We start from the raw sequence: 12,670 nt of genomic DNA on the forward strand, positions 1-12,670 counted from the left end.
CCTCTCAATTCACATTTGATAAAGTAAATCAATAGAAATAATTCGGCGCTGAACAGCCCAAAGAACCAAACCAACAATGGTCTTGGTTCCTGTTTTTACAAATAAGGTATTCTTGTAGTTTTCTACTGTTTTGGGAGCAATAAATAAGCGTTCTCCAATTTCCTTAGCCGAGCACTGTTGCGCAAGCAAATAGATAATATCTAATTCTCGCTTTGAAATATTGTATTTTTTTATGGCCAGCTCTCCTGAACTATCATAAATAGATTCCTTTATATATGGAAATTGCTCCTTACTGATGTAATGCCCTTTGTCAAGCACTTCTTTCATAATCGTTACAAATTCCATTAATCGAATATATTTAGGTATATAACAAGCAATCCCTAATTTAAGCATATAGCCAATGAGGGATTGATTGTAATGAGAGGTTAATACTAAGATTGGAATATCGGTCTTTTCCAATTGGAACAGGGCTACCAATTGTTCAGCTAGAATATCACCCAATTGAAAGTCCATAACAATTAAATCTGTATTCTTACAAACAGCAGAAAAAGAAGAATAAAAACTCGAAAAATCTTCAAAGGAATAGTTTACCTCAAAATAATCTGAAGCATTTAAAAAATCCTTAATTAATTCAAGAAGTAAGGTGTCTTTTTCCATGAGCGTAATTTTATATTTCATGCTGTAAGAATAAAATGAGGTTGATACTAGACATCCCCTAGTCCCCTGTTTAGGGAATTCCAAATAAAAGGCAATCAACTATAGGGTGTTTGGACAACTTTGTCAGTGTAAAGTAGTATGGGAGACTCTAGTGTGTATCAGCAAGAAATAAATAGATCTTTTTAGCTCTTTAATAAAGTGCACAGGTGTGAATATACTAGTTATAAAACAGCCTCAATACGAATCCTCGAAGCGGTATTAATGTTCCAATAGTAATCTACTTACATATATTTATATCAAACAAATAGTAAGCCATAACGGGTAGAAATACGTTAGATAGAGCGAGGAAGCGATGTTTTTAAGATAAAAGGGTATTTTCTCTTTACTTCTAAGGGATTTCACCCTATAAAAAAGAATTTGAGGCCTGTACTTTTATTAAAATTTAAAAAATAATAATTATGAGTGCAGATCTAGTATCAATTGCGCAGCAATTCACGGGATTACCCATGGATGCATTAATTGGAGGACCATTAAATGCCGCTGCAGACGCCAATGCCAAAATGGCTATTTCACAAACCAAGTTTATCTTAGATACTTGCTTTGTGCGTAAAGGGGAAGGAACTGAGGTTTCGTATCAACCCATTTTAATCAAAATGGAATTGGAACGCACCTTTGTTCAAGAAGATGAAAGTATTGAAAAAGTTACGACTACTTTTCATTTACCATTATTAACCATTATGCCTATTAACTCTTTGGGAGTTGATTCGGTTGATGTCGATTTCGAAATGGAGGTAAAATCAAGTTTTAGTGAAGAAAGCTCTCAAGCAAAAAAAGAAAAATTAGCTGCTGAAGCTGAACTAGAAGCAAAAATTGGTTTTGGTGTATTTTCTGCAACCATCAAAGGTAAAGTAAGTTATGACAGTAGTAATTCTAGTAAAGCAAGTCAACATTATTCAAAGAGTAATTCTGCTAAGTACAATCTGAAAGTACATGCAGGTCAACTTCCTTTACCAACTGGAGTAACCACCATCATTGATGTCTTCTCTAAATCTATTGATCCTGTTGCTACATCCAAAAAGGAGTAACAACTAAAAGCTAAAGCTTTAATTTTTAGTACTAACAAATGGATTCTAACTTAGTTAGAATCCATTTATAAACAGGTAAAAAGATGAATCAAAAGAATAAAGTACTCCCCTACATTAGAGATCAAGATTCTGAACTTAACATTGAATCCATTATCTCAGCTCCTTTAATAGCCTTATCGAAAGCGAATACGATGATTTTAAATGGACAAACTACTTCTATACTCGATCAATATTTTACTAAAACAAAAAGAAAAACTAGAGGAGATACAATCAAGGCTAAATACCTCTATCAACCAAAAATGATTAATATGGTATTGACGAAATTCATGAAAGTAGATGGCGAAACAAAACCCTATGATGTTGTTTTTCAAGTTCCTTTAATTTCCATTGCCCCTTTGAATTCTATCGCTATTCAAAAAATGAATATTGCCTTCAACTTAGATATTACTTCAACAACAAGTTATATCAATCAATCCAATACCATCATAGAGCGAAAAGCGCAATTAAATGGTAAAATATCAAATACAAATCAGGAAAATAATACAGTTCCTAACTATTCAAAATCCAATCAACGCATGCTCAAAATTAATATTCAAGCGGGTCCGCTTCCGCTTCCTTTGGGCGTTTTAAATATTTTGGAATTATACAGTAAAAATATTCAACCTTTTAATATCAAATAAAGATGAAAACAAAAACCGTAACCCTTGCATGTCCAGCATGTAATACCCCCGTATTTATCGAAGTTTCGCAATTAATACTTGGAACTAGATTTACTTGTTCCAATTGTCAAGCAGCGATAGGCTTAGCACAGAATAGTAAAAGTATCGTAGAAGAAGCTGTTCAATCATACACCTCATTAACATCAACCCCTAAAAAATAAAATATGGCCCCTATTAGTTTTAAAAAATTCATTCAAGTCCTTCACACAGCTATTTTGCTTTCTAGTGAACAAATAGTCGAAAAGAATTTAATGTTATTAGACAAATATTTTGAAGAACATGAATCAAAAATATTAGATGAAGGTGGAAATGAAATAATCAAAAAAACGTTGGTTCCCAAAACAGTCACGCTTATTTATCCGCACAAAGTACAGACGGGAAGTAGTGCAAATCCAGACAATTTTACTTCTATTCAAGAACCCGTAGAAGTACCTTTAATTTCCATGGTTCCGATGGAAATGTGCGGAATTAAGAAAGCTACGTTCACCACGGAGTTTGAAATGGAAGTCATACAAGATGAATTGCAGATTTACTTTGGAAAACCAGATGCTTCGTTACTTAAAAAGAGTGCCAAAACCAATCTTGGGAAACTAGAAATAACATTAACCCCTCAAGAAACGACTGAAGGCTTGCGTATTATTACTGAAGGATATGAAAATTTTCTAAAACGACAAATTACCTAATCAACAGCCTAGTACAGAATGAATATAGAGCTTATTAAACCCCAGACACAAACGCCGTTGATTATTCAATGGAAAGAGTTTCAACATCAATTAGGAAGGTATAACGGCTCCTTTGATGATTGGTATGACACTTCCTTTATCCAAGTGATACAAGAATACCAAAAAGAAAAAAACCTCCTAGTAGATGGCTATATTGGTACCAATACGTGGTATGCTGCTTATCAAGAAGGGATGAGTTTTACCCTGAACCAAAAGAAGAGTTTTCCCACTTCCACCCAATTTTGGTCCCATAGGAACTACGCAACAATTAATAGGCCTATTTGGAGAAATTCAGTTTACACCAAATCCAATAGCACAAAACCCAGAGCAGATTGCAATCAAGAATAATTTTGCGACTGAAAATATTATCGCAGTTGATATTCCCCAATTAAAAAAGATTCCACAAGGCGCAACATCGACAATTTACTTTCATCGAAAAGGCGCAGAACAGCTCCGTGGGTTCTTTGATGCAATTGAGCAAAACGGTTTATTACCCTTACTTTTAAGTTATGGCGGAAGCTACGTCCCTCGATTGATTCGAGGATCTAAAACAAAGCTATCGAATCATGCTTATGGTACTGCATTTGATCTAAACATACAATGGAATTCACTAAATACTGACCCAGCGCCCTTAGGAGCCCCTGGTTCTGTGCGTGAACTCGTTCCTTTAGCTTATCAATACGGATTTTATTGGGGTGGTCATTTTAAGCGAAAAGATGGAATGCATTTTGAACTTGCCAAAATACTTTAACCCTGCACTATTTCAAGGTTATATTGGTCTTGAAATAGCGCAGGGTTAGGGTTAATCGCCTAGCTTATCGCGCGGCAAGTTGTTCTACTTTCTTTAGCCATTTTGCTCGTTGAGCCGCTGTTGAGTTTCGAACAATTCCAATGTAGGTTACTTTAACCTTGGATACACCACAGAACTGAAGGGTTGATTTTTTTAATTGATTCACACTAGGTCTCCCGTACATCAAACGATAATACCAACCGGGTTGATCAAGTGTAGTAATGATATGAGCTGATTTTCCTTTTAGCAACTTATCCCACAACATACTATTCTCGCGATATTGATAGGTAATTCCAGGTAAAAAAGTACGGTCAATAAAGCCTTTTAATAAAGCAGGCAACCCACCCCACCAAACAGGATGAATCCACACCAGATGATCCGCCCATTGAATGGTTTGAATAGCATCCAACAAATCAGGTTCTAGCTCCATTCGCTTCTGGTAACCAAAGCGCAAATTAGAATCAAAAGTAAGATCAGCGATGGTGATCGTTTTGATCTCTACTCCTTTTGTTTTTGCCCCTTTCTCATACGCTTCCACCAATCCCTTAGTAAAAGAAGCGGGATTAGGATGTCCATTTAGAATTACTATTTTTTTCATTATATTCCTTTGTTCTACTGCATTATCATTCAATCCTGCAGAAATTAGTTCAACAAAGGTACTAGGCCACTTAGCCTAAAATCCTAGACAAATGTCTAAAAAGTAATCTCTTTTCGAATTCTACTTAAATGGCGTTGTGTAATACCTAAATAGGAAGCTAAGTATTGCAAGGGAATAGATTGAATGAAATTAGGGTGATTCAATACTAAGTTTTTATAGCGCTGTTGAGCGGTTTCGCGCTGCAATTGCATCACGCGTTGTTCGAGTTCCAAATACTGTTGTTCAGCTATTACTTTTAAGAAAACGGTCCATTGGGGCAATTGATTGGCTAAAAGAGCAAGATCTTTTTGCTTAATAACCCAAAGTACGGCAGGTTCAATAGCTTGAATATTTTCTACACTTTTTCCTTGGGTGATAAAAGCAGAATAGGCTCCTATTAAATCATTGGGAAAGCGAAAACAATAGGTCAATTCATTTCCGGTATCCGTCGTATAAAAAGAGCGGAAAAGCCCAGATTCAACAAAGGCAATCTCCTCACAGTAATCCCCTTCTCGGATTAAAAAGCTGTGTTTAGTTAAATGACGTGGTTGAAATAAAGCAACAATAGTAGCTATTTCCGCTGCGGTAAATAAATTAAATCGATCAAAAAATGTAGGAAGCATAAAAAACTCGTTCTATTGTAAAAATACACTTAATTTATCTATTTCTAAATGACAGCGTATAAAAATGGGCAAAGAATCCCTTTGCCCATTTGTACTTATTTATACATCATTTACTTTTTGCTCAATTCTAAAGCTAAATTTAGTTCCGGATCCTGAACAGTTTGTAATCCTTTTTGAAACTGATCTGCTGAAATAGTAAAATGAGGCAATACTCCCCTACAAGCAGCATCTTTATTCGCAACGGTGTTGAAAAAGATTTCAGATCGCGGTAAAACAACAATAGAAGCGGTATGTGGTAATTTATAGTTTAAAAACCAAGCGGCTGTTGTAAAGTTACTGCAACTTTGTGTTTCTTGACCTGCCATTGGACCTCTTTCATTCAATTCAAACATATAAGCAAAATAGGCTGCAGCAGAAAGTGTATTGTTGTTTTGTAAAAGAATCACATTTCCTGTAAAAGCATTTTTATCTTGTGGGTAGTTTTCTACATAAGATTCATCCAAACGATTATTGCCATAATAAAATCCATCACTTTCATTTTTATCAAAACGCTGTTGCATGAAATTGTCGTACGCTATAATATCCGTGTTATTTAATAACTTACTATTCTCATCAATCAAGTTTTCTCTAACATTAATGGTTGGCACTTTCGTTGCGTATTTATATACATTTTTAAAGTGCTTTTCTTTACTGATAAAAGAATAAAATAAAGGTATATTAGACAGCGCACCACCGGCATTATCTCGAATATCAATAATCACCTGTTTGATGTTCTTCGCCTTAATATCCGTAAAAATAGTATTTAAAATATAATAAGCATATTCTTCAGATAGGTTAAATGCCTTAATAGAAAGGAGATACGTATCTTTATCTACTTGAGATCCATAAATACCTGTATCATACGCTAGTAGGTTCAAAGGCAAAATAGCCTTTCTCCCATTGTAATTATAGCGCTCATAATCAACGGACTTTACTTCTACTGTTTTTAAACTTCCGTTAGCTTCTTCTTTATACACTAATGTAAAAGAGGTTGCTTTTGGAAATCGAAAAGAAAGATATTGACTAAATTCTTTCTGTGTACTCGCTTGAATATCACCATCTACTCTATTGGGAATTTGATTGAGGATATCCCCTACTTTTATTTGATTGACAGTAATCAGCTCTGCACCTTCGGGTATTTCCTTTGTATATTGATTAATAAACACTCTATTGTCATATACGGTTGTTTTAAAAGGAAAGAAGGACATGTTTTTAAGCACCTGATCAAACAAAGTTGGATCTGGAACAAGACTTGCATGTGCATCTCGTATTAAGCTTAACGGTTCAGATAAATAAAAATTTTCTATTGTCGGCTCTTTTTCAATCTTCTTTCGCAAGACAGTCGCTTTTTGATCAAACTCCTTTTCTGTAATAAAGCGAAAGGGATTAGGATGTTGCTCTTTAATTACTTTTACCATAAAGTCAAAATCAGTAAGAAGTCCCTCTTTGGTCAATTTATCGTAATCTTGTTGCGCAAATGCACAGAAGTGACAGAAAAAGCCTAGAATAAGTGCTGTTTTTATTTTTTTCATCTGTTTGAATTAAATTTTACCCGACAAAAATAAGAATCCAAAATGATTTAATCATATTTTGACTTAAATAAATGATTATAACTTAACTAAATTTAAAATATCGAAATAAAACAACAAGTAAATTATTGGATATGTATTTTTAATATAATTCTAAACACAATATGTAATTACACCAGAAGTAAAAAAGACAATTAAATAGCATTTTCTTTAAAAAACGTAATAAACTTTCGTTAAACACTTTATTTTATACGAATAAATTTGAAGTTTATAATTTATTTTACATCCAATAAAAACCTTATCAATGAAATTAAATGTAAAATTTATGCTAGCAGTTAGTCTGTTGCTAGTCACAATGAGTTGTACTACAGAAGACAGTATTGTTGCCAAAAATGATCAAGTACGTATCCAATACCTCAAACCAACGTACGATGGAACAAATACCAATTTTGTTTTCAATGTACAATCACAAGAAAGTAGTATAAACTATATTTTTGTTGAAGCTATAACCAGTGAAAACAAAAAATTAACGTCTGATAAAATACTACTACACAAAGGAGAATCTAAAGAAATTATCATTCAAAATTCAGGTCTACACCTTGCAGAAGGCTATATTAAAAGTTATGAAGTTCGCGTTATTCCTTTTTATTTTCCTGAGAATCCTAAATTCCCTCCGTTTCAACCTCTACCACGTCCTGATGTTCGTTATTAAATAAAAAATAAACGAGGATAAGGCAGTCTGCTTATTTTAATTTGAAAAAGAAATTAAAATAAGCTAATTTCCAAATCTATCTAAAGTTTTGTCTATTTTTGGCCCCTTTGAACCCCATGTAGGGGTATGGTTAAAATAACAGATATGACACACGAAACAACCCCTATTCGCATAGGTATTGTAGGATATGGAAATTTAGGAAGAGGCGTTGAACACGCAATTGCTCAAAATACAGATTTAGAACTAGTTGCTATTTTTACTAGACGTTCACCTGAATCGTTACCAACAACATCGAAAGTAGTTGCTTTAGATCAAGTATTGGAGTATAAAGCTAAAATTGACGTGATGATTTTATGCGGTGGATCTTCTACCGATTTACCTGAACAAGTCATCCAATTGGCAACTCATTTTAATACAGTAGATAGTTTTGATAATCATGGTGAAATACCCGCTTATTTTGCTAAAGTAGAACAATGTACAAAGGCTAATCAAACCTTGAGTCTAATCTCAACTGGTTGGGATCCAGGTTTATTTTCTATGTTGCGCTTATTAGGAGAGAGCGTTCTACCACAAGGAGAAACCTATACCTTTTGGGGTAAAGGATTAAGTCAAGGCCACTCTGACGCTATTCGCCGTTTAGCAGGTGTTAAAAATGGTGTACAATACACACTTCCAATTGAAACAGCATTAGAAGAAGTACGCGCAGGTCAAAATCCAACATTTACTGCAGCTCAGAAACACCAAAGGGTGTGTTATGTGGTAGCTGAAGAAGGTGCAGATCAACAGCAAATTGCACAAGAGATTCAAACGATGCCCAATTACTTCGAGCCTTACCATACAACGGTTCACTTTATTTCGGAAGAAGAATTAAAACTGAATCACAGTGCGATGCCTCATGGCGGATTTGTTTTGCGATCAGGCGAAACAGGAAATGGAAATCAACAGCATATGGAATTTGGTTTAAAACTAGAGAGTAATCCAGAATTTACTGCTTCTGTTTTAGTAGCCTTTACCCGTGCGATTGCCAAAATGACAAAAGAAGGACATATTGGAGCGAAAACAGTATTCGATATTCCATTAGGCTATTTATCGCCTAAATCACCCGAGCAATTACGCGCTGCCCTTTTATAAGGAAAGCGGCTATAAATACAAAGGGCGTACGATGAATCGTACGCCCTTATTTTATTTCTTTTACTTGGTATTAATTTCCTTTAAAATTAGGTTTTCTCTTTTCAACAAAAGCCCCTATTCCCTCTTTTTGGTCTGCGGTATGAAACAATTCGCCAAATAACGCCCCTTCTTGTTTTAATCCGTCTGCTAAAGACAAATCAAAACCGGTATGCATTGACTCTTTTGCTTTTGCTACTGCAATTGGTCCTCTAGAAGCAATCGTTTGAGCCATAGCAGATGCTTGGTTCAACAACTCTTCTGGAGCAATTACGCGATTAACAAAGCCCATCGCCTCACAAGCTGCCGCAGAATAGAAATCGCCCGTAAAGACCATTTCTTTTGCTTTATAAAGTCCAATAGCACGAGGTAAACGCTGTGTTCCACCAAAGCAAGGCAATAAACCTAATGTAGATTCTGGTAAACCAAATTTAGCCTTTTCACTAGCCAAAATGATATCACAAGATAAGGCTAATTCACAACCTCCACCTAAAGCAAAACCATTGACTGCTGCAATAACTGCAAAAGGCAAAGCTTCAATCGCATTAAAAGCAGCTTGTGCCGTATAGGAAAATTCCGTTGCCTCTGTTGCTGTCATACTTTGCATCGCTTTGATATCCGCTCCTGCCACAAAAGCCTTTTCTCCAGAACCCGTAATGACCAAAACGCGAAGATCGCTTTTGCTTTTTGCTTGTTCTGCAAATGATTTTAATTCTGCTAATACCGTATTGTTCAATGCATTTAACGCATCTGGGCGATTAATCGTCAAGGTGCCTACATATCCTTCTTGTTGGTATTGTAACGTCTCAAAATTCATAACTATTGCTGGTTTAAAAATTTAATAATACTAGAAAAATCGAACTTGCCATTTCCTGCTTCACTCCACATTCTATACAAGTTAAGTGCTGTACTACCTAATGGAGTTGAGCTCTTTGTATCTAAACTAGCCTCTGCAGCTAATCCTAAATCTTTCGTCATTAAATCCACAGCAAAACCACCGGCATATCCTTTTGATGCTGGCGTATTCTCAGCCACACCTGGATAAGGGTTATAAACTTCCAAAGACCAGTTTCTACCTGAGCTTTTTTGCATAATCTCGCTCAATACTTTAGGGTTTAATCCATGACGTACGCCCAAGTTAATTGCTTCTGAAGTACCAATCATGTGAATAGCCAACAACATATTATTGCAAATCTTAGCTACTTGTCCTGCTCCTGATTCGCCAGCATAAAAAATGTTTTGCCCCATTCCTTCTAAGATGGGTTTTGCTCTATCGAAATCACCTGCGGCTCCTCCAACAATAAAAGTTAAAGTACCTGCTTGTGCTCCTGCAGTTCCTCCAGATACTGGAGCATCAATCATTGCATGTCCTTGTGCAACCGCTAAAGCCGCAACAGAACGAGCCGTAACAGCATCAATTGTACTACTGTCAATTAATACAGCATGCGGTTGCAATTGAGCCATAAATTCCACCGTATACAAATCTGCAACGTGTTTACCAGAAGGCAACATAGAAACAACTACTTCTGCCCCTTTTGCTACTTCTAAAGCTGATTTTGCAACTTTTCCTCCTTGAGCAACCAATTGATTTAAAGCTACTTCACTTAAATCAAATCCCGTTACTTCGTGTCCTTTTTTTACTAGGTTGGCAGCCATTGGACCACCCATATTTCCTAAGCCTATAAAAGCTATTTTTGCCATACTTTTTCGTTTTAGTTTGTACCTAAATCCTTTAAAACGCAATTCTCTTTCGTCCAAAGAGGCTTAAAGTAACCCTCCACCCAACCAGACGTAACACCTTCTAAAGTAGCAGGTTGCCATTTAGGAGATTGATCTTTATCTACCAATAAAGCACGTACACCTTCTGCAAAATCAGGATGAATACAACATTGACAAGCTAAGTTTAATTCCGTTTGGAAAACTTGAGCTAAGCTGTAATCTTTTCCGTCTTGTAGCTGTTTGAAAATAATATGTGCTGAACTTGGTGAGCCTTTTTCAAAACTCTGTACCCCCGTTTCAATCCAACTATCTTTGTCTTTGTAATTCATCAAAATAGCGCGGAATTCTTCCAGCGTATTGACTGACTCAAATTGTTGAATAAACGATTGATGCGCTTCAGCTTGTGATGCACCAATTGTATACGGTTGTGCTAATGTGGTTAACATCTCGTCTACTTGTGCTTCTACATTTTCAGACCAAGTAGCTTGAATTAAAGCATCAACCACCGCTTGTTTGGCGGTTGATTCCATATAATAATCAGCTAGGCCTAAGAATCTACAATCAGCAGCATCTAAACGAGCGCCTGTTAATCCTAAGTATACTCCATACGCAGAAGGCATGCGGTTTAAAAACCATGTCGCTCCTACATCTGGAAATAATCCAATGGTAATTTCAGGCATCGCTAATTTGCTTCGCTCCGTTACAATACGGTGAGAAGCGCCTACCATGACACCAATACCACCACCCATTACGATACCATGTCCCCATACGATAATAGGTTTTGGATACGTGTGAATGGCGTAATTTAAAGCATATTCTTTTGCAAAGAAATCAAAGCAACCTTGAGGCACTTGCGTTGCATCTACCTCACGTTGTGCAAGAATATTGTCATACAATTGTCTAACATCTCCTCCAGCACATAGCGCTTTTTCTCCCGCTCCTTGAATAAAGATACAAGCAACCTCACTTGAATTTTTCCATGATGCTAACGCAACTGTTAGTGCTTCAATCATTTCTAAATTCAGTGAGTTCAACGTCGCTTCTGAATTCAACGTAATAAAACCTACTTTATTCTTTATTTCTGTTAGTATTAAACTCATGATTGATTAACGTATTTCAACAGTTGCTCCTTCTTCTAATATCTTTCTTGATATCACCAATTTCATAATTTCATTGGTTCCTTCCACAATTTGATGTACTCTAGCATCACGCATTAAACGCTCTACAGGGAAATCTTGCGTACATCCATAACCCCCTAATAGCTGTAAGGCATCATTACATACCGTAAAACTATTATCTGTAGCTAAGCGTTTCGCCATGGCACAATACGTTGTTGCGTTTACATCTTTAGAATCTAGCTTAAAAGCAGCTAAATAAACCATTTGACGTGCTGCAACCAGCTCTGTTACCATATCTGCGATTTTAAACTGTAGTGCTTGGAATTGAGCTAATGCTTTGCCAAACTGCATGCGTTCATGCATATAACGTTGAGCTAAATTCAGGGATCCTTGAGCTGCTCCAACAGAACAGATAGCTACGTTGATACGTCCTCCATCTAAACCTTTTAAAGCAATCTTGAAACCATCTCCTTCATTTCCTAATAGGTTTTCAGCAGGAATTTCTACTTGATCTAAAAAGATAAAACGCGTCGGTTGTGTATTCCATCCTAGTTTCTTTTCTTTTTCGCCAAAACTAATTCCTTTTGCATCCGCAGGGACAACAAAGGCACTAATTCCTCTTGCTCCTGCTTCTCCAGTACGAGCCATTACAACAAGGTAATCACTCTCTCCAGCTCCTGAAATAAAGGCTTTTGTTCCATTCAAGATATAGGTATCGCCTTGTTTTACTGCCGTTGTTTTCAAACTAGCAGCATCCGAACCTGAATCAGGCTCGGTTAAACAATAAGATCCCAATTTTATTCCTGACGCCAATGCTGGACAAATCGCTTGTCTTACTTGCTCTTTACCATATTGGTCAATCATCCACGTTACCATGTTGTGAATGGTAATATAAGCGGTTGTAGACGGACAAGCCGCTGCTAATTCTTCAAAAATAATAGCAGCATCTAATCTTGAAAACCCTAATCCTCCTACATCTTCTCGGGTATAAACCCCACAGAATCCTTGTTCTCCCGCTTTTAGAATTGCTTCACGTGGAAATATTTTATTTGCATCCCAATCTGAGGCATAGGGTGCTAATTCTTTTTCTGCAAAACTCCTTGCCGCATCTTGAAAAGCTAATTGATTTTCATCTAAATTAAATTGCATAATA

At 36.1% G+C, this 12,670-nt stretch carries 16 protein-coding genes; 8 read left to right on the plus strand and 8 right to left on the minus strand.

Going from position 1 to position 12,670, the window contains the following annotated elements; all coding sequences use genetic code 11:
- Positions 1 to 9: 9 nt before the first annotated feature.
- Positions 10 to 657, minus strand: a complete 648-nt coding sequence (locus tag M2306_RS05830; RefSeq protein ID WP_259188563.1) for a response regulator transcription factor — start codon at positions 655 to 657, stop codon at positions 10 to 12.
- A 458-nt stretch (positions 658 to 1,115) separates the two neighbouring features.
- Here M2306_RS05830 and M2306_RS05835 point away from each other — a divergent pair, with 458 nt between their 5' ends.
- The 6 genes from M2306_RS05835 (at position 1,116) to M2306_RS05860 (ending at position 3,934) form a co-directional block, all read left to right on the plus strand.
- Complete coding sequence (locus tag M2306_RS05835) at positions 1,116 to 1,742, plus strand: DUF2589 domain-containing protein (protein WP_115090315.1); 627 nt, start codon at positions 1,116 to 1,118, stop codon at positions 1,740 to 1,742.
- 83 nt (positions 1,743 to 1,825) lie between these two features.
- A complete protein-coding gene (locus tag M2306_RS05840) occupies positions 1,826 to 2,422 on the plus strand; it encodes a DUF2589 domain-containing protein (RefSeq protein ID WP_115090314.1) in 597 nt (198 codons plus the stop codon).
- A gap of 2 nt (positions 2,423 to 2,424) precedes the next feature.
- Positions 2,425 to 2,622 (plus strand): hypothetical protein, encoded by a 198-nt coding sequence (locus M2306_RS05845; protein ID WP_115090313.1) that lies wholly within the window; start codon positions 2,425 to 2,427, stop codon positions 2,620 to 2,622.
- A gap of 3 nt (positions 2,623 to 2,625) precedes the next feature.
- Positions 2,626 to 3,144 (plus strand): DUF2589 domain-containing protein, encoded by a 519-nt coding sequence (locus M2306_RS05850; protein WP_259188562.1) that lies wholly within the window; start codon positions 2,626 to 2,628, stop codon positions 3,142 to 3,144.
- A gap of 18 nt (positions 3,145 to 3,162) precedes the next feature.
- Entirely contained in the window at positions 3,163 to 3,531 is a 369-nt protein-coding gene (locus M2306_RS05855; RefSeq protein ID WP_498882787.1) for a peptidoglycan-binding domain-containing protein, read from the plus strand.
- 184 nt (positions 3,532 to 3,715) lie between these two features.
- On the plus strand, positions 3,716 to 3,934 hold the full coding sequence (locus M2306_RS05860) for a M15 family metallopeptidase (protein ID WP_498882788.1): 219 nt from the start codon (positions 3,716 to 3,718) through the stop codon (positions 3,932 to 3,934).
- A 64-nt stretch (positions 3,935 to 3,998) separates the two neighbouring features.
- Here M2306_RS05860 and M2306_RS05865 read toward each other — a convergent pair whose 3' ends face one another.
- The 3 genes from M2306_RS05865 to M2306_RS05875 form a co-directional block, all read right to left on the minus strand.
- Positions 3,999 to 4,571 carry an NAD(P)H-dependent oxidoreductase gene (locus tag M2306_RS05865; RefSeq protein WP_259188560.1) on the minus strand — a complete coding sequence of 191 codons (573 nt, stop codon included), beginning with the start codon at positions 4,569 to 4,571 and terminating at the stop codon, positions 3,999 to 4,001.
- 95 nt (positions 4,572 to 4,666) lie between these two features.
- Positions 4,667 to 5,233, minus strand: a complete 567-nt coding sequence (locus tag M2306_RS05870) for a Crp/Fnr family transcriptional regulator (RefSeq protein WP_115090310.1) — start codon at positions 5,231 to 5,233, stop codon at positions 4,667 to 4,669.
- A gap of 110 nt (positions 5,234 to 5,343) precedes the next feature.
- A complete protein-coding gene (locus tag M2306_RS05875) occupies positions 5,344 to 6,804 on the minus strand; it encodes a S41 family peptidase (RefSeq protein ID WP_259188559.1) in 1,461 nt (486 codons plus the stop codon).
- A gap of 301 nt (positions 6,805 to 7,105) precedes the next feature.
- Here M2306_RS05875 and M2306_RS05880 point away from each other — a divergent pair, with 301 nt between their 5' ends.
- Both M2306_RS05880 and M2306_RS05885 read left to right on the plus strand, forming a co-directional pair.
- Positions 7,106 to 7,513 (plus strand): hypothetical protein, encoded by a 408-nt coding sequence (locus tag M2306_RS05880; protein WP_115090308.1) that lies wholly within the window; start codon positions 7,106 to 7,108, stop codon positions 7,511 to 7,513.
- Positions 7,514 to 7,657: 144 nt separating this feature from the next.
- Complete coding sequence (locus M2306_RS05885) at positions 7,658 to 8,644, plus strand: diaminopimelate dehydrogenase (protein ID WP_259188558.1); 987 nt, start codon at positions 7,658 to 7,660, stop codon at positions 8,642 to 8,644.
- A gap of 70 nt (positions 8,645 to 8,714) precedes the next feature.
- Here M2306_RS05885 and M2306_RS05890 read toward each other — a convergent pair whose 3' ends face one another.
- From M2306_RS05890 to M2306_RS05905, 4 genes are read right to left on the minus strand one after another with little or no spacing between them, the layout of a single operon-like run.
- A complete protein-coding gene (locus M2306_RS05890; RefSeq protein WP_259188557.1) occupies positions 8,715 to 9,497 on the minus strand; it encodes an enoyl-CoA hydratase/isomerase family protein in 783 nt (260 codons plus the stop codon).
- 2 nt (positions 9,498 to 9,499) lie between these two features.
- Positions 9,500 to 10,381 (minus strand): 3-hydroxyisobutyrate dehydrogenase, encoded by an 882-nt coding sequence (gene mmsB, locus M2306_RS05895; RefSeq protein WP_259188556.1) that lies wholly within the window; start codon positions 10,379 to 10,381, stop codon positions 9,500 to 9,502.
- Positions 10,382 to 10,392: 11 nt separating this feature from the next.
- Positions 10,393 to 11,499 carry an enoyl-CoA hydratase/isomerase family protein gene (locus tag M2306_RS05900; protein WP_259188554.1) on the minus strand — a complete coding sequence of 369 codons (1,107 nt, stop codon included), beginning with the start codon at positions 11,497 to 11,499 and terminating at the stop codon, positions 10,393 to 10,395.
- A gap of 6 nt (positions 11,500 to 11,505) precedes the next feature.
- On the minus strand, positions 11,506 to 12,666 hold the full coding sequence (locus tag M2306_RS05905; RefSeq protein ID WP_115090304.1) for an acyl-CoA dehydrogenase family protein: 1,161 nt from the start codon (positions 12,664 to 12,666) through the stop codon (positions 11,506 to 11,508).
- Positions 12,667 to 12,670 lie beyond the last annotated feature (4 nt).

The sequence above is a fragment of the Myroides gitamensis genome, assembly GCF_029894455.1.
Taxonomy (GTDB): Bacteria; Bacteroidota; Bacteroidia; order Flavobacteriales; family Flavobacteriaceae; genus Flavobacterium; species Flavobacterium odoratum.